The sequence below is a fragment of the Paenibacillus typhae genome (assembly GCF_900099765.1).
In the GTDB taxonomy this organism is placed as follows: domain Bacteria; phylum Bacillota; class Bacilli; order Paenibacillales; family Paenibacillaceae; genus Paenibacillus_AQ; species Paenibacillus_AQ typhae.
In genome coordinates this window covers 58,113-82,791 of record NZ_FNDX01000007.1, presented here as the reverse complement: position 1 = coordinate 82,791, position 24,679 = coordinate 58,113, and the positions used below count along the sequence as shown (strand labels likewise).

Genomic DNA, 24,679 nt, shown 5'->3' with positions numbered 1-24,679 from the left:
ATTGAAAGCGCTAAAAATATGGCTTGCGATGTGAGGTTTGCATCGCAAGCCAACTGTATCTTACAGACCGCGCCGGGATTGCAGGGACGAAGAGTATGCTTACAGAGAAGGCGTTATTTCGTACAGCCAGGTGTGCACACGGAATATAGCTCTACCCTGTAAAGCTTTAAGGAGGAGAGACATGGATGTTCTCAGGCAACTGCGGGGCTTTTACCGGGAGAAGCTGCATTATTTGATTCTTTCGATTATTGCTTTGGCCGCCGCAACTGCAGTGGGGCTTATAACCCCCAATTTACTTAGAAGACTGATTGACGATGTAATTGTTCCCCTGAAGTTTGCCGAGGTGCCGGTACTGGCACTCAGCGTTGTAGCTGTAGTATTTGTAAAAGCCTGCCTGCAGTTTGCACACGGATTTTTTGGAGGACGGCTGGGTAACTTTTTGGCCTACCGCCTGCGCAATGCCTGTTATGAGAAGCTGCAATTCCTGTCTTTCCGTTATTATGATACCGCCAAGACAGGCGATCTGATGTCCCGGCTGACCGGGGACCTTGAGGCAATCCGTAACTTTATCGGATTCGGCTTCGCCCAATTGCTGAACGTATTCTTCATGGTGCTGTTCGGCTCTATTATGATGTTCAGCATCAATTGGCAGCTCACGCTGATTACACTGATTACGATGCCGTTTCTGGCAGCTGTAGCCTTCCGATTTGAATCGCGGATTCATCCGGCCTTTCAGGAGATGCGGCTTGCCCTGAGCTCCTTGACAACGGCTGTTCAGGAGAATATCACCGGTGTGCGGACGGTCAAATCTTTTGCCAGAGAGGCTTATGAGGTTGAGAAGTTCTCCCACCGTAATGAACGTTATAAGGATAACCAGATTTTTGCCGCTGAGCTGTGGAGCAAGTTCTTTCCGGTAATGGAGCTGCTGGCTTCGGTCAGTATTGCCATTCTGCTCGGTGTAGGCGGTACGCTGGTCATAAAAGGGCATATGTCGCTGGGCGAGCTGGTAGCCTTTTTCAGCCTGATCTGGTACATTATCGGTCCGGTATGGGGACTTGGCTTCCATATCAATAACTATACGCAGTCCAAAGCCTCCGGAGAACGGGTGCTCGAGGTGCTGAACCAGCAGATTGATGTGCAGGATAAGGCAGATGCCCTTACGCTGGAAGCTTCCGCGGTGAAAGGTGAAGTTGTTTTCGATCATGTAACCTTTGCTTACGGCAACAAAATGCCTGCGGTCAAGGATATTCATTTCGAAGCACAGCCAGGGGCGGTAATCGGCTTCCTCGGCGGAACCGGCTCTGGTAAGTCAACGATTATCCAGCTGATGATGCGTGCTTATGATGTGAATGAAGGCAGCATCACGCTGGACGGAACAGACATCCGGGAGTTTAATGTTCGAAGTCTGCGTTCACAGATCTCAACCGTGTTCCAGGAGACGTTCCTGTTCTCCTCATCCATCCGCAACAATATTGCCTACGGCCTCAAAAATGTAAGCATGGAGGAGATAATCCGTGCAGCCCAGCTTGCCAAGGCCCATGATTTTATTATGGAGATGCCGGAAGGCTATGATACGGTAGTCGGCGAGCGGGGGATGGGCCTCTCCGGCGGCCAGAAGCAGCGGATTGCCATTGCCAGGGCACTGCTGAAGAATCCGCGGATTCTGATCCTCGATGATGCGACCAGTGCCGTCGATATGGAAACGGAGCATGAAATCCAGGCCGGCTTCCAGGAGGTTATGCGCGGGCGGACCACGCTGATTATTGCCCACCGGATTTCCTCGCTGCGCCATGCCGACCAGATCATTGTGATGGATCAGGGGCGGATGGTTCAGAAGGGTACGCATAACGAGCTGATTGAGATCCCGGGGCCTTATCAGGATGTGTACCGGATTCAGTATGCCGATTATCTGGCCAGGACGCAGGGAAGAGGGGAGGGGACGGAGCATGGAGCTTGAAAAGAAACAAGCGGCGGGGGGACCTGCCGGCAAACCGGGTAAACCGGGCAAGGCTGCTGCAGGGCAGCTCCTTGAGGAGCGTTTTGTATACAAGGACGACGACCAGATCGACAAGGCGTTTGACTGGAAGCAGTTCACGCGGCTGTTCGGCTATATGAAGCCTTATGCCAGGCAGATGCTGCCTATCGTCTCGGTACTGATGATTCTCGGTACGGTAACGAAGCTGACCGTTCCTTTTTTGACGAGTATGGCGATTGATAAGGCGATTGCCCCCAAGGAAGGAAGCCCCAGCCTGACCCTGTTGTATACATTAACGGCGAGCGTAATTGTGCTCTATCTGATTCAATGGATCGCCGGAGTATACCGGATCAAATATACGAATGTGATCGGCCAGCGGGTCATTTACGACCTGCGTTCAGATCTGTTCCGGCATATCCAGAAGCTGTCGTTTAACTTCTTCGATAAAAGACCGGCGGGCTCCGTGCTGGTACGGGTGACCAATGATATTAACTCCCTGCAGGACCTGTTCACGAACGGGGTCGTTAATCTGATGATCGACTGTGTGCAGCTTGTCGGGATTATGGTTATTCTGCTGCTGATTAACTGGAAGCTGGGACTGGCCGTAATGATTACTGTACCGATCATGTTCCTTGTTTCCACCAAGCTGCGCCAGAAGATCCGGATCGCCTGGCAGGATGTGCGGATGAAAAATTCGCGGATTAACTCCCATTTGAATGAGTCGATTCAGGGCATCCGGGTTACCCAGGCGTATACGCAGGAGCAGGAGAACATGCAGTATTTTGACGCGATGAATATGGACAGCCGCAAATCATGGAATAAGGCTTCGGCCATGAACCAGGGGTTTGGTCCGATCATTGAGGTCACGGGCGGTATCGGCACTATGATTCTGTTCTGGTTCGGGGCTTACCTGATTCAATCGGGCGATCTGACCGTCGGTTATCTGGTTGCCTTCAGCACCTATGTCAGCAACTTCTGGGACCCGATTAACCGGCTGGGCCAGATGTACAACCAGCTGCTGGTAGCCATGGCTTCCTCCGAGCGGATATTCGAATATCTGGATGAGCAGCCTGCGGTTCAGGATAAGCCGGATGCGAAGCCGTTGCCGAAGATACAAGGGGACATCCGCTTCAAGAACGTCGTGTTCGAATATGAAAAAGGCAGGGCGGCGCTGAAGGGCATCTCGCTTGACGTCAAGGCAGGCCAGTCCATTGCGCTTGTCGGGCATACCGGCTCAGGGAAGAGCACCATCATCAACCTGATCGGGCGTTTCTATGATATTAAAAGCGGTGAGCTGACGATTGACGGTCAGGACGTGCGTGAGGTCCAGCTGCAGAGTCTGCGCGAGCAAATCGGGATCGTGCTGCAGGATACGTTCATTTTCTCGGGGACGATCCGCGACAATATCCGTTTCGGACGGCTGGATGCAACCGACCGGGAGGTTGAAGAGGTAGCCAAAGCAGTGGATGCGCATGAATTTATCATGAAGCTGCCGCGCGGCTATGACACTGAGGTAGAGGAACGGGGTAGCGCCTTGTCGATGGGGCAGCGCCAGCTGCTCTCCTTTGCCCGGGCGCTGCTGGCGGACCCGCGGATTCTGATTCTGGATGAAGCGACCGCCAGCATCGACACCGAGACAGAGATCAAAATCCAGGATGCGCTCAAAATCCTGCTGCAGGGACGGACCTCCTTCATCGTAGCCCACCGGCTCTCGACGATCCGCCATGCCGACAAGATTGTCGTGCTTGATCACGGTGAAATCAAGGAAGAGGGCAATCATGCCGAGCTCACCGAACGCGATGGTATTTATAACGGATTAATTGAAGCGCAATTCCGCTTCCTATAGCTAAAGACAGCAGCAGCCCGTTCCTGATTCCAGGATACGGGCTGCTGCTTTATGTTAACTCTGTACAGGAAGAGGAGGCAGGCAGCTCCCTGCCGTGCAGCCCTTCCCATTCTGTCCAGGGCATGATCTCAAGCTCTACATCATTGCTAACATTAATATGGGCTTCGAAAAGGCCTGTAATCATTATAATAAAACGAAATCCGCCATAATTTCAAACCACTGCTATTTACGGCGCCTGCCTGCTTTGCCGCTTGTCCGCACTTCAGCCAGCTGTGCCTGAATCTCCTCCTGCCATAACGCATCCCCGGTCTGTTCTGCAAGCTGTTCCTCCATATTCAGCCGGCTTATCTCCCAGCAGTAGACGCTATTAGCGTGCAGGCAGTGCTGTTGCTCTGTTAGCTCTGCCGGCGTAAGCGGACGCATGCAGCTTATCGTATACAGCTCAGCCAGCCGCTGATGAATCAGTAGCATCACTCCACCTCCAGTTTTTGTGCAGCTGTCTTAACAGCCTCGCCAGAGAAACAGGAGTTCAAACAGCTGTACAAGCCATATAAAGTAAGATCCCTGATGAACTGAATCAGTATATAGATTGAACCTGATACTTTAACTTAAGGGGCAGGGGGAAAATAAAAAAGACTCCAGCCGCCGGCAGCAGCTTAGGGAGCCTCTCCTCTCGTGCTTATTCCATGTAAATTTCTACTACGGTAATATGGCGCTCACGGGAAAGATCAACAAATTTACTCTCAATCTGCACCAGCGGACGGAAGACATCAAGGGGATTGTTCATAATAATAACCCCCATGTCACCTGTGCTGAGCAGCACCTTTTTGTTAATAAAATTGGGCATCAAATGCTGGATAAAGGCCTGTACATGACTGCCGTTCAGCTTGCCGAAGCTGAGGGAATTAAGTTCCCGCAGGACGGAGATGAACTCCTGCTTCGACTGGTAGGCCCGCTGGGAGGTCATCGCACTGTAAGTATCGGCAACGGCTGCAATCTGGGCATAGGGATGGATCTCGGATTTGGTCAGATTGTTTGGATAGCCGGTGCCGTCATCCCGTTCATGATGCTGCAGGGCAATAAGTGCTGTAAAGGGGTCGTCCATGGAGCTGCGGATAATTTCATTGCCGTAAAGTGTATGTAGTTTGACTTCTTCATATTCCTGAGGGGTAAGCTTGCCCGGCTTCTGAAGGATGGCCGGAGAAATCTGGCAATTGCCGATGTCGATTAAATATCCGGCCCGTGCGATCTCATAACACTCCTGCTTGGAATATCCGAGCCATGATGCTATATAATAGGAAAGCATGCCAACCTGCAGGGAATGATTATAGGTATAATTATCTTCCCTGTCCAGCAGCATCAGCAGCGTTACTACATCTTTGTGCTTGTCCAGTGCCTGCAGGGTAGGCTGAAGAATGTCATCTACCACGGACTGGTTGAAGCTCCCTTTGCTCAAAGCTTCCAGATACAGTGACTCAAAGCCTTCTATACTGCTGTCAAAGCTTGCATTTACAGTCTCTATAACGGGAGATCTGCCGGTGTGAATGACGATGTTCTCCCGGGCATCAATATCAACGTAATCAACGCCGTGCTGTATCAGCCTGGAAATTTCTTCAAGCCGAAGGCGCGATCCTTTGGATAATACGTGTAGGCCTCTTGAACTAAAGGTATCCGACCGCAGGTAATCACCGGCTTTAAGATCCATGACGTGTACTCTCAATGCTATGCCACCTTACTAATAGTAATTTGTACCCAGTTGTACCCAGCATAGCAACAAAGACGGAATTATTCAATGGTTTTACCGTAAGGTTACAGGGATTTATACGCTTTGGCTTTCGGGTCAGAGCCGAGCCAGACCTCACCGGATTCATTGATATCCTTCTTCCATACCGGTACATCGGCCTTCAGCTTCTCGATGGCATAACGGCTTGCTTCATAACAGATGTCACGGTGGGCGGCGGAGACGGCGATGATGACACTGGCCTCCTTAAGTCCTACCAGGCCTGTCCGGTGTGCAATTGCGCAATTAGCATTCCACCGGCTCCGGACATCGTTGCCGATTTCCTGCAGCTTGGCAAGCGCCATGGGAGTATAGGCTTCATAATGAAGGGCTGTAGTCAGCTGGTCTCCGGTCATTTCCCGGGTCGTACCTACGAATACAAGGGAAGCGCCGTGGTTCTGATCGAGCACCTTATCCAGCAGTGCTTCTGCATTCAGAGGCCGGCCGGTAATGATAAACATTCCGTCGGCCGTCTCTCCGTCCGCAACTGCAGGCTCCCCTCCTGATACCGGCGGGATCAGTGCTACTTCGGAATCTTCAGTAACAGGTGTTTCATCAGGCGCATATTCGTGGTCAATGGCTACGAGTGAAGTATGGATCTGCTGTGCAGCCTCAGGATAAGCAGCGGCCAGCAGCGCCTTTAGTCCGCCTGCGGTCAACGGGGCTTCGGGTGCCTGGAATTTCAGGCTGGATGCGCTGAACAGCTCGGCCAGGCCGGCGAACAGGCGAATGTTGATCTGCATTGTTCATTTCACCTCGGGGTTGTAATAATGATTCCAATATACCATAATGCCCCTGAAAATGTTATGCTAGGCTACATAAGATTACATGCCTGCCGCTTCTGCCGGAACGGCTTATAGAAGGAAGGGAACTAGTGCTCATGGAGTCTGTACCGCAAAGACTGACAATCCTGCATACCAATGATATACATAGCCATTTTGAGACGATGAGTCCCATTGCCGCCGGAATAGCCGGGCTTAAAGCTGCAGCAGGTGAGGAAGCAGTACTGCTGGTAGATATCGGTGACCATATGGACCGGGCCGCTGTAGAGACGGAAGGAACAATGGGTCAGGCGAATATAGATATCATCAATCTGACCGGGTATGACGCGGTAACCATCGGCAATAACGAAGGGCTGACCTTTTCGCCGGAAACGCTGGCCGCCATATTCTCAGGGCTGCAGTGCCCCGTAGTATGCTGTAATTTTCTTGATGCCGCCACCGGGCAGCCTCCGCAATGGATGAGGCAGCATGCCATTGTGGAGAAGAACGGCATCAGGATCGGCATAACCGGGGCTACAGCTGCGTTCACCTCCTTCTATTCACTGCTGGGGTGGGAAGTCATGGAGCCTGAGGAGGCGCTTCGTGAGCAATGCCGTCTGCTGGCTCAGCAGGCGGATATTGTAATCATCCTTTCCCATCTGGGGCTGCCGGCAGATAAGCTGCTGGCTGAGCGTCTGGATGGCGTGCATGCCATTCTCGGAGGCCACACCCATCATCTGCTGGAGCAGCCGCTCCTGATTAACGGAACCGCGGTCTGCGGAGCCGGGAAATTCGGCCGCTATCTGGGCAGACTGCAGTTTGAGCGGCCTGAAGCCGGCAGGCCGTTCAGACTGGTCAGCGGCGGCTGCGTTGAACTGGATCAGCAGCTGACCGAGTCCGTTATCGCTCCGGCGGCTGCGCTCCATCTGCAGCAAGGGCGTGAGGCGCTTGAGGAGACTGTAGCGATCACCGGCCATGAGCTTCAGCTCGATCTGCTCGGTGAATCGCCCTTCGGCAATCTGCTGGCCCAGGCAGTTCGCCGGTTTACAGGCACCAGACTGTCGCTGGTCAATACGGGCCAGCTGCTCGGTCCGCTTCCGGAAGGCAACATAACAGCAGGTATGCTGCATTCGCTGTGCCCGTCACCGATCAATCCCTGCATTGTAAAGCTTAAGGGCAGAGACATCCGGACGGCACTTGTGCAGAGCCTGACAGAAGCGTTCTGCCTGAAGCCGATATTCGGTTACGGCTTCAGGGGAAAGGTGCTCGGCAGCCTGGCTGCCGACGGATTAAAAATCTTGTACGACCCTGCTGTGATGCCTTATGATAACAGTATTGCAGTTTTTGTCGAAGGGGAGCCGCTGGAGGACGAAACGGAATATGAGGTCGGTACTCTGGATATGTTCACCTTCCGTTCCGGCTATGAGAGTATTGCGAACGGACGTAATCCGGTTTATCTGGTGCCACATTTTCTGCGCGATCTGCTGCGGATGGAGCTGCAGCGTCCTGGAAGCCTGGAAGAAAGCGCCGGTATCCGCTGGTTAGACAGAGGCGCTTTATAGCTTTTCTTACATAAGCACATAACAGCACAGGCAATAACCAAAAAGCATTGTTCATTTTTCTATCAGGAGGAAGCTATGGATACAATTACAGCAATAATTCTAGCTATAGTAGAAGGAATTACCGAATTTATTCCGGTATCTTCTACGGGCCATATGATTCTTACTACCAAGCTGCTTGGCTTTGATGAACAGTCGCCGATTATGAAGACCTATGAAATTGTGATTCAGCTTGGCGCCATTCTGGCCATTGCACTGGTCTACCGCAAACGTGTGCTGGATCTGCTCGGCATCGGACGCAGTAACCGGGGCAGAGGCGGCGTAATGCCGGCCTCACGGCTCAATCTGATTCACGTAATCCTTGGGATTGCTCCGGCGCTGGCTGTAGCTTTTTTTGCCCGGGACTTTATTAAAGGCCTGTTCGGAGCCACTACGGTGCTCTGGGCGCTCGTTGCCGGCGGGATACTGATGATTGTGGCGGAGTGGTGGAACAAGCGCAAATCGCGCGTGACTGCGCATGAGCTGGATGACTTGTCGTACGGCCAGGCGCTGGCCATCGGTCTGTACCAGATTATTTCAGTGCTCTGGCCGGGATTCTCCCGTTCCGGTTCAACGATTTCAGGCGGTATGCTGAGCGGGGTAAGCTATAAGGCGTCAGCCGATTTCTCCTTCCTTATTGCCATTCCGATTATGTGCGCTGCATCCGGCTATGAGCTGCTGGATTCTTACAAATATTTCACCAAGGATACCATCTGGGATTTTGCGATAGGCTTCGTGATTGCCTTTGTGGTCGCTTATGTCGTGGTGGTACTATTTATGAAGCTGATCCAGAAGATCAGACCGACGCATTTTGCCATTTACCGTTTTATACTGGCAGCCGTTTTCTGGCTGTTTATTATGCGCTAGCCCAGGTTCGTTCTAGATAACGGTATAGACACAGAATGCATTTATAGCTTTAGAAACAGAATAGCAATTTACCGTTAAAGGCAGGAGTGAGCCAAGGTGCGTTTAGTATCCGTGAATCGGCTTCAGTCGGGGATGAAGCTGGGAAAAAAGATTTACAATGATGAAGGGCTGGTTCTGCTCGCTGACGGGGTAGAACTATCGGATGCGTTAATCAAGCGGCTGGCCAGGATCGACATCGGCTATGTCTATATAGAAGACGCCAATACAGATGATGTCGTGATCACCACATTGCTGCATGATGAAACGCGTAACCAGGCGCTCAAGGTAATCCGTAACCAGTTCCAGGAGATGTCCAGCACGTCTGGTATTACCAAAGGCTTTTATCATCTGGACAAAAAATTCTCCAAGGTAATGGATTCCATTCTGGATGATATGTCCTCCCAGGAAGATCCTATGATTATGCTGGCGGATATGCACACAGCGGATAATTACCTGTATGTCCATTCGCTTAATGTATGTCTCTATACACTTGTCCTTGGCATTGCTTACGGCTACAGCAGAGAAGAGCTGCGCGTGCTCGGTCTCGGTTCGCTGCTGCATGATATCGGCAAAACCCAGATTCCGGTCAAAATCGTTCAAAAGCCCGGCATGCTTAGCGATGAAGAATTCCGCCATATGCAGGCCCATACGGAGATCGGCTACCGGATTCTCAAGGATGAGCCTAACATCCCGCTGCTCGCGGCGCATTGTGCACTGCAGCATCATGAACGTATTAACGGCACCGGCTATCCGCGCGGGCTGACCGGCCCGCAGATTCATGAATACGCCAAATGGCTGGGTGTCGCTGATTCTTATGATGCGATGACCTCTAACCGGATCTACAAAAAAGCGATGCTGCCCCACCAGGCGGTTGAAGCGCTGTATGTCGGTTCCGGTACCTTATACGAGCAGAAGCAGCTTGAGCTGTTCAGAGACCGGGTGGCGATCTATCCCCTCGGGCTGACAGTGAAGCTGAGTACAGGGGAAAGCGGTATTGTTGTGAAGATTGACCCCAGCATACCGCACAGGCCGGTAGTGCGGGTGATTACGGGTCACGAAGGTGAACCGGTTACGCCATATGAGATTGATCTGGGCACCGCGCTTTCCGTAGTGATTTCCGATGTCTCGGATGACGACGAGCAGGCGAAGCCCACCTGAATTGCAGAAATTGCGGCAGGAGGCTTCGCACGAAGCGTTCTGCCTTCCAGCAGCGAGGAGCGAATAACAGGCAGCCGCAGTTGTGCGGTTGACAAGGCCTGTTATTCGCCCCGCTGTTTTTCATTAGGAGCTGTTTAGCGATACACCGGCATCCACAGGCTTCGGAATATGCAGTTTTTTTGCCGGGCGTGGTATGATAAAGGGTAAGCTGCCTATCTTTTTCATTTATTTGGGTTAATAATAAGGAATACGTATTAAAGGAGCAAGCAAAAATGAGTATATTAGAACCTTCATCAAGAATAATAAGGGAGCTGTCGCCAAGCTATGATCCTTGGGATCCGATTACTTCACTTCGCCAGCATGGACAGCATGTACTGACCAGTGTGGAGATGACGGTTACTAATCTGTGCAATATGCGCTGTGAACACTGTGCGGTCGGTGACAGCCTCACCATGAAGGAAGGGGAAATGCTGCCGCTTGCCAATATGCTGAAGCGCCTTGACGAAGTGGAGCATTTGCAAACCATAAGCATTACCGGGGGAGAGCCGATGTTCCGTGCTTCTACCGTGGATAACATTATTGTACCGCTGCTGAAATATGCACATGAGCGGGGCATCCGCTCACAGATTAATTCAAATTTGACGATGCCGTACGCCCGGTATGAGAAGCTGCTGCCTTATCTGGATGTTATGCATATCTCATTCAATTATGTAAACGGTGATGACTTCCATGAGGTCGGCTTCGCGAACAGCGGACATCCTGTTGCCAGGGAAGCCGCGTACCGGTTATATGACACAATGATTGAGAATTCCCGCCGGCTCAGTGAGGATGGTATGCTGATCTCCGCTGAATCAATGATCAACTACCGTACCCATACGAAGCTGCCGCAAATCCATAAGCTGATCGGTGACATGGGCGCGAGACGCCATGAGGTTCATCCGATGTACGCCTCAAGCTTCGCCTCCTCGCTGCCGGTATTATCGCTGAAGGAGATGGGGGATGCGATTCTTTCCCTGCTGGACGCCCGTGATCCGGATATGTGGATGCTGTTCGGCACGCTTCCGTTCTTCGCCTGCAGCTCTCTTGAAGAGGACCAGCAGCTGCTGCGCAGACTGCGGACAGAGAAGAATGTGACGCTGCGAAATGATCCGGACGGACGCAACCGGGTAAATGTGAATATGTTTACCGGCGATGTCTTCGTGACGGATTTTGCCGATATTTCCGCCTTTGGCAACATTGGCTCAAGCAGGCTGGACGATATCTTTGCCGACTGGCAGAGCAGCCATCCGCTTAATCAGAAGGTGAACTGCTTCTGTGATGCTGCGGGCTGCTGCGGCCCGAATCTGCTGGTAGCTGATATGTATTACCCCAAGGTCGATTTCAAATCAAGAAAGGCGATCACACTGTAGAATCGAGGCGTTGTTATAGTGCATACGGAATTTGACATAGGAAGCTTATTGCTTAATCTGGTTCTGGTTCTGGTGCTTGTCTTGTTAAACGGTATATTTGTTGCTGCGGAGTTTTCGCTGGTGAAGGTCAGACAGTCCCGTCTGACCCAGCTGGTGAGTGAGGGTAACAAGATGGCCGGATATGCGCTGAAGGTCAACAAGAAGCTGGATGCGTACCTGTCTGCTACCCAATTCGGAATTACGCTTGCCTCCCTCGGGCTGGGCTGGATCGGGGAGCCGGCGATCTCGGAGCTGCTGGTAGAGCCGCTGATGTTTCAGCTCGGCGTTACCGACCATACTTTAATTTCTACGGTGTCGGTTATAGTCGGATTTTCCATTATCACTTTCTTACATATTGTACTGGGGGAGCTGGCTCCGAAATCCCTGGCGATTCAAAAAACAGAAGGCTCTGCGCTGCTGCTGTCTGCACCGCTGATGTTCTTTTATAATCTGTTTCTTCCGTTCATCTGGATTCTGAATGCTTCCGCAAATGCGCTTCTTAGACTGGTTGGCGTGGAGCCTGCCAGTGAAGCTGAAGCTGCCCACTCGGAGGAGGAAATACGCATCCTGATGAATCAGAGCGCCAAGAGCGGGGTTATTGATCAGGATGAAATGAAGCTCATGGATAATATATTTGAATTCTCGGACCTGCTGGCCCGTGAAGTCATGCTGCCACGTACCGATATGGACGTGTTGTACAGCAATCTGTCGCTGGAAGAAAATATGCGGATTATAACGGAAACCAAGCATTCCAGATATCCCGTAGCCAATGAGGACAAAGACCGGATTATCGGCTTTATTCACATCACCGACCTGCTGTTTGCCCCGCTGGATCAGCAGAATGATCTGGCATCGCTGGTACGCCCTATCCTGAATGTACCGGAATCTATGGAGATTAGCCATGCCCTGCGGTTAATGCAGAAGAATAAAGCCCAGCTGACGCTGGTGGTTGATGAGTACGGCGGAACGGCCGGCCTGCTGACTGCCGAGGATATTCTTGAAGAAATCGTCGGCGATCTGCATGATGAGTTCGAGAATGAGCGTCCAGAGGTTGAACGTAACGGGGAATATATCTCCGTGGACGGGCGGATGCTGATTGAGGATGTCAATGACCTGACCGGTGTAATCATTGAAGACGAAGAGGTCGATTCCATAGGCGGCTGGCTGTTCAAGGAGCTGGAGGGCAACCCGTCGAAGGGTAAAAATATTGTTGTGGGCGATGTAACCTTTGAGGTGGAGGAATCGACCCGGCTGCGGATTACCAGAATCAAAATCCACCGGGAGAATCCGCCCGAGGCGGAAGAAACAGACAGCGCTGCGGACGAGTTAATAGAATAATGCGGCTTCGCTTGAAGCCGCTGCCGGTAAGAATAAGCCGTACTGCTGCACACAGGTTTTGTCCTGGTGCGGCGGTGCGGTTTTTTTTGCCATGAACGTTCTGATTGATTGGCGAAGTCTCATACAATAGCTACGAAGAGATCTTAGCCAGAATTGAGGTAACAACCAATGAGGAGGGGAACGCTATTGAACTCCCAGGAGCGCGTATGGGCCACTTACCGCGGACCGTTTGATCCTTGCCCGCCGGTGCCATTCAAAACGTATGTTGTACCGCCGAACCAGTATGTTAACTTCCAGCCGCCGGGCCTGCCGCAGTATCCGCTGCCGGAAGCCCTGAGGGCGGGGACTTTATGGCCGGCTTTTTACAGTCCTTACGAATCCAAAGCCGGAAAAGGGAAAGGGGGCATCTAGTCCGATGGAGCAGCCAAAAGCATGTGAGCCGCGTTATTATGAAATGCTGGAGCAGCTGCAGGTGCTCGACTTTGCACTAGTCGAGCTGAATCTGTATTTAAATACCCATCCGGAGGATCTAAAGGCAATTGAGCAGTTTAATCAGCTGACCCAGGAGCGGACCCGGCTGGCCAATCAGTTTCAGGAGCTGTACGGGCCGCTGCAAAATTTCGGGCGGGCGTACTCCAAATGTCCGTGGGAATGGAACCAGAGCCCATGGCCCTGGCAGGTGTAGCGTTATCATAACGTATAGGAGGGAGGCTCCCGGATGTGGATTTATGAGAAGAAGCTGCAGTATCCGGTTCGTGTCAGCAAATGTGATGTAAGGATGGCCCGCTACCTGATGGAGCAATACGGAGGCGCTGACGGGGAACTGGCCGCAGCACTGCGCTACATGAATCAGAGGTATTCGATTCCGGATAAGGTGATCGGCGTGCTTAACGATATTTCGACAGAGGAATTTGCCCACCTCGAGATGATTGCAACCATGATCTATAAGCTGACCAAGGATGCCTCTGTGCAGGAGCTGGAAGCGGCAGGCCTGGGACCGAATTATGCACAGCGTGATCACGCCCTGTTCTACCAGAATTCAGCCGGGGTTCCGTGGACCGCCAGCTATATCCAAGCCAAGGGTGATCCGATCGCAGACCTGTATGAGGACATTGCCGCTGAAGAAAAAGCCCGGGCTACATACCAGTGGCTGATTGACATGACGGATGATGTGGACCTGCAGGACAGCCTGAAATTCCTGCGCGAGCGGGAGATTATCCACGCGATCCGGTTTAAGGAGTCCGTGCAGATCCTGATGGAGGAGAAGGACAAGAAACGGATCTTCTGACCCCATGAGGCCAGGTAGAATACGGGAAGCCTGGAGAACATGTCCCGCCAAATACACACCGGCATATTGATGCCGGTGTATTTGGCGTACCCGGGTTCGATATGTTAACCTTATTCCATATCGCGACAGGACGGGAGATGGAGGACAATGGGGTTGGTGGCGGAGCGCTTGCGCGGATTTATACGGGCCTGGCAGGATTACCCGCTCCCGGAGGGGAAGCTGATCGGCGGACGTTACATAATACAGCATCTGCTCGGTGAGGGGAGCTACGGGCTTACCTATTGCTGCCGTGATACTGCAGACGGGGAACTCTATGCGCTGAAGCAGTCCAGACCCAGCAAAAAAGGAGCGGGACGGATGCTGCTTGAGAAGGAGTACAGGATCCTAAAGGCTATGGATCATCCCAGAATCCCCGCATGCCGGGATTATCTGGAGTTCAAAGGCTCGAACTGGCTGGCCAGTGATTACATTACAGGAAAAACGCTGGAGGACCTGATCTTTGATGACAAGCTTGTCTACGGGGAGCGGGACTGCCTCGAAGTCATTCTAAAGCTGGCAGAGCTGGTCATACATGTCCATTCGCGTGGATACGTCCATCTGGACCTGCGGATTCCTAATGTTATTTTGCGGGAGGAAGACCTGTATCTGATTGATTTCGGCCTGGCAAAAAGGATCGGGGAGCAGGAGGATTCAAGCGGTCCGGATGCCGCCTTGCAGACGGTGATGCTGCCTGAGCGGATGCCGCCTGTGATCTCTTCGGATCTGTATGATATGGGGCAGCTGATGCTGTTTATGCTGTACTCTGCTTATGAGCCTGAACGCGGGAAGCAAGAGCGGAGCTGGCGGGAGGAACTGAAGGTATCGCCGGATATGCTGATGCTCCTCAACCGGCTGCTTGGAGAACATGCCGAACCTTATGCGGATACTGCGGACTTTGTCCGGGATGCTGAGGCAATACATCAGGGGCTGCTGAAATAATAAAGAGGCGCCTTCAGCTTGAGCATGAAGGCGCCTCCTGGACCATTCCGGCAGCAGGCTTCTAGCTGGAACTGCCGTAACGGTTTTTATAATATTTATGGCCGCTTCCGCCGCGGTGCGCATCGGATGACGAATACCGCTTATATCCGCGGCTGCTGCTTGAATGTCTGCCGTAAAATGGCCTCCCTTTGTGGCTGCTTGAGTATTTACGGTGTCCGCCCGGCCTGGAATGTTCTACAGAATGCAGTACCTTGCCAAGAAGTTTTCTAAGCATCATGTTTCCTCCTTATAAGATATATTGTGCGTATAAGATATTCTTACTCTTTTATTACCCTTAAGTACGCCATGATTAGATTAAGGTTTCATGAGAATTTTTTCATTTAACGGCGTTAACAACAGCAAACAGCCGCTCCCGGTGAGAAGCGGCTGTTTGCTGCATTTTTGTTAGGGCTACGATGATATTACTGGCGCAGTGTCTTCAGAGCACCGCTCCAGGCCAGCACTTGATCGAGCATCGCATTGACGTTCGCTTTGTGCAGATCAGCCGGCTTGAAGACTGTGCCGTTCTCAAAGTCCGTGAAGAGGGAGAGAAGCGGATGTACCCGGACGTCAGCTACCTGAAGCTCTCCGAGAATTCCCCGAAGATGTTCAGCTGCGCGTGCTCCGCCTGCCGAACCGTAGCTGACAATCCCGGCAGCCTTGTTGTTCCATTCATCCCGGGCAGAGTCAAGCGCATTCTTGAGTGCTCCGGTAATGCTGTGGTTGTACTCCTAGGCGATAAAAACAAAGCCGTCCAGAGTAGCCAGCTTGGCGGCCCAGGCTGCGGCAGGGGCATAATCATCGCTTTCCCCCAGCAGCGGAAGCTTAAAGTCGGCAATATCCACAATCTCATAGTTGGCGTCTCCGCGGGCATCTGCAATGCCTTTGACCCATTCCCCGACTTGCGGGCTTACACGGCCCTTGCGAGTGCTTCCCAGAATAATCCCGATGTTTAATGTTGTCATTTGAAATTCCTCCTAAAGTAAGTGTATTGGATTTCGTGTTGATCTTTATGAAAATTATTATAGCATATTACTTTTATAAAGCAAGTGTAATTTTGAAACTAAATATCGGACTAATGTGGAGAGACAGATTTTGCTTTCAGTCTGGCTGATACCCTCATATATAGCTATGCCCGGTTTCCCGTCTGCAGATTACCGTTAGCTATCATAAAGGGGCTATTTTTTTCAAACAGATAGAAATTCCCAGCAAACTGGTCTAAAATAACAATGTGCAACGGAAATACCGGTTCACACTCGGGCCGGATAAAGAGGAACTGGGAGGAGAAGTGTGGAATGAAGTACCGCAGATTAGGCGGATCGGGGCTGAAGGTCAGTGAAATCAGTCTGGGAAGCTGGTTGACGTATGGCGGATATGTGGAACGGGAAAATGCTGTCAGAGCTATTGAAACCGCTTACGGTTTAGGCGTGAATTTTTTTGATACGGCCAATGTGTATGAAAAAGGTGCGGCCGAGAAGCTGCTCGGTGAGACGCTGCGCGGATTTCCCCGCGAATCCTATGTCCTGGCCACCAAGGTTTACGGCGTTATGGGAGACGGTCCGAATGACCGCGGCCTGTCACGCAAGCATATTACAGAGCAGTGCCATGCCAGCCTGAAGCGGCTGGGGGCAGACTATGTGGACATTATGTACTGCCACCGTTACGATCCGGAGACACCTATTGAGGAGACGCTGCGGACACTGGATGATCTGGTCCGTCAGGGCAAGGTGCTATACGTCGGGGTAAGCGAGTGGACGGCTGCCCAGATGACGGAGGCGCTGGCTGTTGCGGACCGGTATCTGCTCGACCGCATTGTGGTCAATCAACCGATTTACAACATGTTCGAACGTTATATAGAAAAAGAAATTATTCCGCTAGGCGAACGCAAAGGGATTGGACAGGTTGTATTCTCGCCGCTGGCTCAAGGTCTTTTGACCGGAAAATACAGCTCGGCGGAGGACATTCCTGAGGGCAGCCGGGCCTCCAGGCTGGAATGGATGCGTAAAGGGGTTACGGAAGAGAAAATCGCCAAGGTGCGGCAGCTGGGTAAAATTGCAGCAGAGCTGGATCTTTCGGTCGGCAATCTGGCCCTCGCCTGGATACTGCGGCAGTCTAATGTAGCAAGCGCGCTTGTCGGTGCAAGCCGGCCGGAGCAGGTAGAGGAGAATGTGAAGGCTGCAGGTGTCGAACTGAGCGGTGAAGTCTTGTCGCGGATTGACGAAATTATTGCCTAAAGAGAGAGGAGCAGATACAGATGAAGGTACTTTTTATCGGAGGCACAGGATTAATCAGCCAGGCCGTATCCAGGCTTGCAGTGGAACAGGGGATTGAGCTGTATCTGTTTAACCGCGGGGAGCGCAGTGAATTCGTACCTGACGGGGCGGAGGTAATCCAGGGAGATATCCGCGATGCGGCGGGGGCGGCAGAAGCACTGAAGGGCTACGAGTTTGATGCTGTTGTAGACTGGATTGCCTTTACACCGGAGCATGTGCAGACCGACATTGAGCTGTTCGCCGGCAAGACGAAGCAGTATATATTCATCAGCTCTGCCTCGGCCTATCAGAAGCCGCAGCAGAGCTACCTCATTACGGAAGAAACACCCCTGGCCAATCCTTACTGGCAATATTCCCGTGACAAAATCGCCTGTGAAGAGCTGTTGATGGAGGTACACCGCACCAGTGCCTTCCCTGTCACCATTGTCCGGCCTTCACATACTTACGGTGTTACTGCTATTCCGGCAGCGCTGACCAGCTGGCAGCATCCCTGGTCACTGGTGGAACGCATCCGCAAAGGCCAGCCGCTGGTCATTCATGGTGACGGTACTTCACTCTGGACGCTGACGCACAATACAGACTTTGCCAAAGGCTTCATTGGCCTGCTGGGAAATTCCGAAGCGATCGGTGAGGCGATCCACATCACCTCCGATGAGTCACTGAACTGGAACCAGATTTATGCAGCCATCGGAGAAGCTGCGGGGAGAGAACCAAAGGTGGTGCATATCTCGACAGATTTCATCGCCGCCCATACGCCGGCGGGAACAGCTGACGGCCTGATCGGCGACCAGGCGGTAAGCAGTGTGTTCGACAACAGCAAGCTCAAACGGCTGGTGCCGGAGTTCAGCGCTGCGGTCCCTTTCGCCGAAGGGATCAGGAGGTCGGTTGACTGGTTCGAAGCCCGGCCGCAGCTCTGCACCGTGGATACGGAATGGTCCAAAATGCTGGACATGCTGATCAGCAGACATGGAGTTGATGCCAAGCTGCTCTCTTATTACGTGTAACAGCATATGGCATGAATCAGGGAATAGTGAATATACTCTCACTACCGAAACCCGTAAAAAGGAGCCCTGGCCATGCCGACACATCCCTATGTCTCCCGTTTCTTTGTCCGTTCTGATGCCCGCCGCGACAAGCTGATTTATGAACTGCCGGATTCCTGGTGGAGCCGGCCTTATGAATATGAATGGTGTACCAACTTTGTCTCTCCCCATGATGTAGTGCTGGATGCCGCCTGCGGCATTTCCCATCCGCTCAAGTTCTATCTTGCCGGCTTCAGCGCCGAGGTGCATGCCTGCGATGTGGATTCCCGGATCATATCTAAGGAAGCGATCATCCGGAATATTGAAGAGGATATTGGCGTAGAGGCAGCCCGCCTGGTCATGGCCAGAAGGACGACGAGCCTGCATCTTGCCCAGGCGGATCTCACCTCCCTGCCCTATGCGGATGAGAGCTTTGATACGATTTTTTGCATTTCGGTGCTGGAGCATTTATCGCTGAATGATACGATTCTGGCCATACAGGAATTCCACAGGACCTTGAACGGGGAGGGGCTGCTGGTGCTGACCTTCGATTATCCGACCGTCAATCTGCCGGTGATGAATGACATGCTGCTTCAGGCCGGTTTCCAGTACTGGGGTGAGACAGATTTCAATCTTCCGGAGGATGCGCTGCGGACGGATCAGTGGGGCGGGCTGAGCTGCTTCCGGGCAGTGCTGAAGAAAGCGCAAAGGTATAGATGAACTTGAAGATCGGATAGTGGAGCTGCTGTAGGACCCGAAGGTTCAGGTTCAGCAGCAAGGGCCGGGTTTGGCATTCTTGCGTTCACGTTCTATGGCCGGGACTTTTTGCTCTTTTAGATAACCGACGCTATCCGTTATAGTTGATAGATATCTTATCAAAAGGAGTAAAATGAGTGCGCAGAGCAACCCTGTTTATTCTATTATTCTTTCTGCTGATTCCTGCCCCGGCGGTTTGGGGCGGAGCGTCCAAGGCGCAGCCGGCAGACCGTATTACTCTTACATTTGCCGGGGATATTCTGCTGGACGGCTTCGTAGGGGAGCAAATAGCGAGGTACGGGGTTAATTTCCCGTTTGCGAAGGTAGCTCCTGTCCTGCAAAAAGCCGATCTGGCCTTCGCCAATCTGGAGACACCTGTATCGGTGCGCGGCCAGGCGGCAGAGAAGACCTTTGCCTTCCGCTCCAAACCGGAGACGCTCGGCGGATTAAGCTATGCGGGCATTGACGGCGTAACACTGGCGAATAATCATATCCTTGATTACGGCCAGAATGCGATGCTGGATACACTGGTCCATCTGGACAGGAACAAGATCGGCCATACCGGAGCAGGCAGCAATATGGATCAGGCTTTCAAGCCGTATGTCAAAACAATCAAAGGCAAGCGGATAGCCGTGCTTGGGGCAAGCCGGGTGCTGTCCGGATCTTCCTGGCATGCCGGAAAAAATACACCGGGTGCCGCTTCGGCCTACACGGCTGAGCCGCTGCTCGGTGCCATCAAGAAATCCGCCAAAGACAATGACTATACCATTGTATATTTGCACTGGAACGAAGAGTTCGCGGATTATCCGGAGAAGTATGCCCGGACGCTGGCCAAGCAGTTGATCGACAGCGGCGCGGACATCATTCTCGGTGCACACAGCCACTGTCTGATGGGAATCGAGTATTACAAGCATAAGCCGATCTACTATTCGCTGGGTAATTTTGTGTTCAACAAATCGACGCGCGGCGGAGAGAAGACCGTGCATACGATGCTGGCTGATTTCACCATTACAAGTTCGGGGATTACCAGCCGGATCACTCCGCTCAAGATCATCGGCGGACAGCCGAACTTCATGGGCGCTGCGTATAATAAGGAAGCGATCATGAAGCTGAACAAGCTGTCGTTCAACGCGAAGATTGCTGCGGATGGAACGGTTAGTGAGAAGCTGTGAACGGGGAGTTGGGAGCAGGCGGCGGGGAGTGAATGACTGAATTTAACCGCATGGTTTATTGGTTTGCCAGTTGATGCTGGCAGTCTGCGCCGTCTGATCTTTGAGCACATATTACGGCTTGTACGTACGATCACTCCTCCTGACTGTTTATCTAGTTGGATTTTCGCTACTTAATTCTCTGAGTTCACGGAAAATTTAGTGAATAGGTGGAAAAAAGCATCTTATCTCGGGCCAAAACCCTCGCTTAGAGCAGAATCGGCAATATTAAGTGGCGTTTTTCCAACTAGTCTATTTGTAAAGGTGTTCTGACCGGAATTAGGTGGCGATTTTCCACTTAGTTTAATCAGCGACTCTCTATGTAGTAGCCTAAGGTACTAGTGCACTCGTCAGGAAGTTCAACCATCTGTTGTCTGGTGTTCTAACTTTGCCAGAGCCTATTTACAAACTAGCATTTTAAACACAGCACACCCCACAGCCTTCGCGGCTATGGGGTGTTTGCTGTGTCAGTCATGCGGCATGGGGGTGTTTTACGGCGTCTTCAGGCAGAACCCTGCAGCAAGGCCAACCAGATCAGCCCTTAACCGCCCCGGCGACAACGCCTTTCACAATATACTTTTGCAGGAAGATGAATACGATGATGGACGGGAGTACGGCCATTACCATAGCTGTCATTGCATACTGCCAGTCGGAGGTGTACTGTCCGACGAAGGTGTAGGCGGCCAGCGTCAGCGTCTTGGTATCCGGTGAGCCGTTGACCATGAGCAGCGGGAGCAGGAAGTCATTCCAGATCCACATCACGTCGATGATAACGATGGTAGTCGTTACCGATTTCAGCAGCGGGAAGATGACACTGAAGAACAGGCGGAAGCCGGAAGCCCCGTCGATCGTGGCGCTTTCATCGATTTCCATTGGAATCCCTTTAACAAAGCCGTGATAGATAAAGACGGCAAGCGGTGCGCCAAAGCCCCAGTAGAGCAGGCCCAGTCCCCAGGTGCTCTCGGACAGGTTCAGGTTCTTGGCCGTCTGCAGCACGGTCAGCATGATGGACTGGAACGGAATCAGCATCGGCATAATGCAGAGGAAGTAGATAACGCCGCTCCATTTCGTTTTGGTCCGGGCCAGCTTGTAGGCGGCAATGGAGGAGACGAACACAATCCCCAGCAGCCCTAGCCCGGTAATGATGAAGTTGTTCAGGAACAGCCGCGGATAGTTGATGAATTCCCATACATAAGAGTAGTTGGCAAAGGTCAGCTTTTGCGGCAGGGCAATCACGTCGGTCATGACCTCGCTGAAGCTTTTGAACGAGTTGATAATCGTCAGGAACAGCGGATACAGGAACAGCAGGGAGAGGAGGACAAGCACAACCTCAAGTATAATTTTGCCGGTCTTGCTGTTGGTATTCATTATGCCTCCACCTCTCTTTTCTTGAAGAATGTAAGCTGGATCACGGTAACGATCAGAACCGCAACGAACAGGATAAGCGCTTTCGCCGTACCGTAGCCGTACAGGTTATTCTGGAACGTATCACGGTAAATGTCATAAGCAATACTGTAGGTGGTTCCGCCCGGACCGCCTCCGGTCAGCGACAGGATAACGTCGAATACTTTAATGGAGTTGGTCAGCGCCATAAACACCGAGATGGTAATGGATGGTGCGAGCAGCGGCAGCGTAATGCTGAAGAACCTTCTCAGCGCCCCGGCACCGTCTACAGTTGCAGCTTCTTTAAGATCCTCAGGTACGGACTGCAGACCGGCGATATAGATTACGAGATAGAATCCGATCGATTGCCAGATGGATACCCCTAATATGGATATGAAGGCCAGCCCCGGCGTTCCCAGCCAGCTCAGGCCGAAAATGCCCCAGCCGGTGCTCTCGCCAAGCGAGTTGAAGCCCTGCATAAAGATGAATTTCCAGATGAAACCAACGATAACCAGACTGAGAATGTAAGGAATGAAGAAGGCCGCTCTCAGCCATGAGGTAGATTTCAGCTTCATATCGAGCAGCACGGCCAGCAGAATAGCCAGCACATTGACGATGACGATGTAAAGCACCGCATATTTAATCGTAAACCAGGCCGAATCGGAGAAATTGGTATCTCCCGTAAAAATCTGCTTGAAGTTATCCAGCCCGACGAACTTCGGATGCTTGGAGATCCCGTTCCATTTGGTCATGGAATAACGGATGGTCATGATAAACGGAACATAGAAGGCTACTGCGATACAGATCAGAACGGGGAGGGTGAAGAGCCCGAACTCCGTTTTCTCGCGCCATTTTCTGCCGAGTGATTTTAACATGGATGCACCTCTTCTGCTATTTATAGGGTGGGAGTTAAGGACCCCGCTTGCCACACTTAACCATTCCGGTTAGTCTATATTGTGTATTATAGGGCAGCGCCGTATACTCAGAAATGGATTTAAGAAGACAGTTAGGGGTAAAAAAGTGAACTGAAAGCGTAAAACAAAATTAGAGGCGGGGAGGCTTGCGCCATCATAAAAAACATCATACAAAAGCTGCTGGAGCCGCTCCTGGAGCGGGTTTCCCGCCGTCTGGCCAACAAGCTGATCCTGCTGTTCTCCATTATTATCATCCTCGTGGTCACATCGCTGACGTTCATCTCCTACGGGATGCTGCGCAAGGAATCGGTGAACAACAGCATAGACAGCACAAGCAACAACCTGCTGCTGGTCGGCCGCAATCTGGAGAGCTATCTGAACGGGATTGAGCAGCTGTCCCTGCCGCAGATCTCTTATGATGAATTCGCTTACGCGATTACGCATGAATCACAGGATTATGCCTCCAAGATGTATGTGGAGGATTATCTGAAGAATCTCTATTTTTCTCGCAAGGATCTGGAGTCCATCTATCTCTACATCATTAAGGAGCAGAAATATTATTACGTGACCAAGGAGAACTATAATATTACAGTCAGGGTCGCCGAGCATCCGCCGATTGATCATCTGACCTGGTATAAGCGTGCGCTGGCCAGCCCGAATAACCGGTCTTATCAGTCTTTTGTCAGCGGTAATGCGGAGAAGGGCGACTACAAGGTCAATACGGATGCAAGCTTTATGGGCTATCACCGGCTGCTGCGCTCAATTGCTTCCCGTGAGCCCCAGGCGGTGCTGTCGCTGTATTTCAACTCCAGTGTGGCGGATGAGATTATGAAGGACATTCCCTTCTCGGAAGGGGACCATCTGATGTACATCAGCCCGGACAATGAGCCGTACGTGGTGGATGATCAAGCGTTCTATGAGCGTACGGAAGAGGCGGATCTGCTGAATAAGCTTACAGCGGAGCAAGGCGGACAGGTGACCTGGTCGGACGATCAGGAGAAGTACCTCGTCATCTACGACATCAGCCAAAAAGAAGGCTGGAAGCTTGTTAAGCCTATTCCCTATAAGCAGATTTACGAAGCGGCGACTACGACGCGCAAGCTCAGCTATTCGATCGGGCTGCTCTTTCTGATGGCCTCTGTTATTCTGGTCGGCTTCCTGTCCAACCGGATTACCCATCCGCTGAAAAACCTGTCCCTGCAGATGAAACGCTTCAGCGCCGGCAGCTTTGAGGCGGAGGCGAGGGTGGAGGGCAATGATGAGATTGCCTATCTGTCACGGCATTTCAATAAAATGGTGGAACGTACCAACGAGCTGATAAATGAACGCTACAAGATGAAGATTGTTGAAAAAAACGCGGTGCTCAAAGCACTTGAAGCGGAGATCAACCCGCATTTTCTGTATAATGCCCTTCAGGCTATCTCGACCAAGGCGCTCAAGAACAATAATGATGATATCGTCGAGATGGTGGATAATCTGGCGCTTACCCTCAGGTACTGCATCAGCGGACGGGATGTTGTCCAGGCGAGCGAGGAGCTTAGGCATATTGAACGCTACATGGCTTTGCAGAAGGCACGGTTCGGCAGCCGGATGCAGGTGGTTTATGAATGGGAGGAGAGCCTGCTTACGCTGCGGATTCCGAAGCTGTCCGTGCAGACGCTGGTGGAGAACTGCATCAAGCATGCTCTCGAAAAGGTGTCGACCACCGTGACCATCCGGATTGAGGCGCATGTGACGCCGGTCTACAGTGTTATTTCGGTGATGGACGACGGGCCGGGAATGACGGCGGAGCGGCTTGGTGAGGTGCTAGGCTCGCTGCAGATTCAGTGGGATGAGGAGGCCGGCGGTACTGAGGCATCCGGGGAGGATGAAGGACATGAGAGCATCGGCCTCAAAAACCTGAATACCCGGCTGAAGCTGCTGTACGGTGAGGAAGCGGGACTGCTGATAACTAGTGAAGGAAACGGAACGCAAATGGATATTCTTTTACCGCGGGGAGGCCAATAAC

Annotated in this window: 22 protein-coding genes and 1 pseudogene; 16 read left to right on the top strand and 7 right to left on the bottom strand. The window is 52.0% G+C overall.

Annotated features, from left to right (window positions below; translation table 11 throughout):
* Window positions 1-181 precede the first annotated feature (181 nt).
* Together BLR64_RS08610 and BLR64_RS08605 are read left to right on the top strand one after the other, a co-directional pair.
* Window positions 182-1,957 (top strand): ABC transporter ATP-binding protein, encoded by a 1,776-nt coding sequence (locus tag BLR64_RS08610; RefSeq protein ID WP_090713727.1) that lies wholly within the window; start codon window positions 182-184, stop codon window positions 1,955-1,957.
* On the top strand, window positions 1,947-3,821 hold the full coding sequence (locus BLR64_RS08605; protein WP_090713726.1) for an ABC transporter ATP-binding protein: 1,875 nt from the start codon (window positions 1,947-1,949) through the stop codon (window positions 3,819-3,821). Before BLR64_RS08610 ends, BLR64_RS08605 begins: the two co-directional genes overlap by 11 nt.
* Before the next feature lie 222 nt (window positions 3,822-4,043).
* Here the strand turns inward: BLR64_RS08605 and BLR64_RS08600 are convergent, their stop codons facing one another.
* The 3 genes from BLR64_RS08600 to BLR64_RS08590 form a co-directional block, all read right to left on the bottom strand.
* Window positions 4,044-4,292, bottom strand: a complete 249-nt coding sequence (locus BLR64_RS08600; RefSeq protein ID WP_090713725.1) for a DUF7667 family protein — start codon at window positions 4,290-4,292, stop codon at window positions 4,044-4,046.
* 208 nt (window positions 4,293-4,500) lie between these two features.
* Window positions 4,501-5,541: an HD-GYP domain-containing protein gene (locus BLR64_RS08595; protein WP_090713724.1), complete on the bottom strand. Its 1,041-nt coding sequence runs from the start codon at window positions 5,539-5,541 to the stop codon at window positions 4,501-4,503.
* 89 nt (window positions 5,542-5,630) lie between these two features.
* Window positions 5,631-6,344, bottom strand: coding sequence for a molybdenum cofactor biosynthesis protein (locus BLR64_RS08590; protein WP_090713723.1), 714 nt, complete (start codon window positions 6,342-6,344; stop codon window positions 5,631-5,633).
* A gap of 137 nt (window positions 6,345-6,481) precedes the next feature.
* Between BLR64_RS08590 and BLR64_RS08585 the strand changes: the two genes are divergently transcribed.
* The 9 genes from BLR64_RS08585 to BLR64_RS08545 all read left to right on the top strand — a co-directional run bounded on the left by BLR64_RS08585 (window position 6,482) and on the right by BLR64_RS08545 (window position 15,076).
* Window positions 6,482-7,924, top strand: a complete 1,443-nt coding sequence (locus tag BLR64_RS08585) for a bifunctional metallophosphatase/5'-nucleotidase (protein ID WP_090713835.1) — start codon at window positions 6,482-6,484, stop codon at window positions 7,922-7,924.
* Window positions 7,925-7,999: 75 nt separating this feature from the next.
* Complete coding sequence (locus BLR64_RS08580; RefSeq protein WP_068720489.1) at window positions 8,000-8,827, top strand: undecaprenyl-diphosphate phosphatase; 828 nt, start codon at window positions 8,000-8,002, stop codon at window positions 8,825-8,827.
* A 96-nt stretch (window positions 8,828-8,923) separates the two neighbouring features.
* Window positions 8,924-10,024 carry an HD-GYP domain-containing protein gene (locus BLR64_RS08575; RefSeq protein WP_090713722.1) on the top strand — a complete coding sequence of 367 codons (1,101 nt, stop codon included), beginning with the start codon at window positions 8,924-8,926 and terminating at the stop codon, window positions 10,022-10,024.
* A gap of 272 nt (window positions 10,025-10,296) precedes the next feature.
* A complete protein-coding gene (gene yfkAB, locus BLR64_RS08570; RefSeq protein ID WP_090713721.1) occupies window positions 10,297-11,433 on the top strand; it encodes a radical SAM/CxCxxxxC motif protein YfkAB in 1,137 nt (378 codons plus the stop codon).
* A gap of 18 nt (window positions 11,434-11,451) precedes the next feature.
* The gene (locus tag BLR64_RS08565) at window positions 11,452-12,810 is read left to right on the top strand and encodes a hemolysin family protein (RefSeq protein WP_090713720.1); all 1,359 of its coding nucleotides are present in this window, start codon (window positions 11,452-11,454) and stop codon (window positions 12,808-12,810) included.
* A 186-nt stretch (window positions 12,811-12,996) separates the two neighbouring features.
* Complete coding sequence (locus BLR64_RS08560) at window positions 12,997-13,221, top strand: spore coat associated protein CotJA (protein WP_244157644.1); 225 nt, start codon at window positions 12,997-12,999, stop codon at window positions 13,219-13,221.
* 4 nt (window positions 13,222-13,225) lie between these two features.
* Complete coding sequence (locus BLR64_RS08555) at window positions 13,226-13,495, top strand: spore coat protein CotJB (RefSeq protein WP_090713718.1); 270 nt, start codon at window positions 13,226-13,228, stop codon at window positions 13,493-13,495.
* 33 nt (window positions 13,496-13,528) lie between these two features.
* Window positions 13,529-14,098, top strand: a complete 570-nt coding sequence (locus tag BLR64_RS08550; RefSeq protein WP_068720477.1) for a manganese catalase family protein — start codon at window positions 13,529-13,531, stop codon at window positions 14,096-14,098.
* A 147-nt stretch (window positions 14,099-14,245) separates the two neighbouring features.
* Window positions 14,246-15,076 (top strand): serine/threonine protein kinase, encoded by an 831-nt coding sequence (locus BLR64_RS08545; RefSeq protein WP_090713717.1) that lies wholly within the window; start codon window positions 14,246-14,248, stop codon window positions 15,074-15,076.
* Window positions 15,077-15,137: 61 nt separating this feature from the next.
* Here the strand turns inward: BLR64_RS08545 and BLR64_RS08540 are convergent, their stop codons facing one another.
* The gene (locus BLR64_RS08540; RefSeq protein ID WP_425262168.1) at window positions 15,138-15,353 is read right to left on the bottom strand and encodes a hypothetical protein; all 216 of its coding nucleotides are present in this window, start codon (window positions 15,351-15,353) and stop codon (window positions 15,138-15,140) included.
* A 184-nt stretch (window positions 15,354-15,537) separates the two neighbouring features.
* A pseudogene (locus BLR64_RS08535) lies at window positions 15,538-16,080 on the bottom strand (NADPH-dependent FMN reductase).
* 330 nt (window positions 16,081-16,410) lie between these two features.
* On the opposite strand from BLR64_RS08535, the gene BLR64_RS08530 reads away from it, so the two are divergent.
* The 4 genes from BLR64_RS08530 (at window position 16,411) to BLR64_RS08515 (ending at window position 20,338) form a co-directional block, all read left to right on the top strand.
* Entirely contained in the window at window positions 16,411-17,349 is a 939-nt protein-coding gene (locus tag BLR64_RS08530) for an aldo/keto reductase family protein (protein WP_090713715.1), read from the top strand.
* A gap of 20 nt (window positions 17,350-17,369) precedes the next feature.
* Entirely contained in the window at window positions 17,370-18,392 is a 1,023-nt protein-coding gene (locus BLR64_RS08525) for an SDR family oxidoreductase (RefSeq protein WP_090713714.1), read from the top strand.
* Window positions 18,393-18,464: 72 nt separating this feature from the next.
* Window positions 18,465-19,130 (top strand): class I SAM-dependent methyltransferase, encoded by a 666-nt coding sequence (locus BLR64_RS08520; RefSeq protein ID WP_090713713.1) that lies wholly within the window; start codon window positions 18,465-18,467, stop codon window positions 19,128-19,130.
* 209 nt (window positions 19,131-19,339) lie between these two features.
* Window positions 19,340-20,338, top strand: coding sequence for a CapA family protein (locus tag BLR64_RS08515; RefSeq protein ID WP_415841043.1), 999 nt, complete (start codon window positions 19,340-19,342; stop codon window positions 20,336-20,338).
* A 570-nt stretch (window positions 20,339-20,908) separates the two neighbouring features.
* Here the strand turns inward: BLR64_RS08515 and BLR64_RS08510 are convergent.
* Entirely contained in the window at window positions 20,909-21,742 is an 834-nt protein-coding gene (locus BLR64_RS08510; protein ID WP_090713711.1) for a carbohydrate ABC transporter permease, read from the bottom strand.
* Entirely contained in the window at window positions 21,742-22,632 is an 891-nt protein-coding gene (locus BLR64_RS08505) for a carbohydrate ABC transporter permease (RefSeq protein ID WP_068720454.1), read from the bottom strand. Before BLR64_RS08505 ends, BLR64_RS08510 begins: the two co-directional genes overlap by 1 nt.
* A gap of 297 nt (window positions 22,633-22,929) precedes the next feature.
* Here BLR64_RS08505 and BLR64_RS08500 point away from each other — a divergent pair, with 297 nt between their 5' ends.
* A complete protein-coding gene (locus tag BLR64_RS08500) occupies window positions 22,930-24,678 on the top strand; it encodes a sensor histidine kinase (protein ID WP_244157643.1) in 1,749 nt (582 codons plus the stop codon).
* The last annotated feature ends 1 nt before the right edge of the window (window position 24,679 follow it).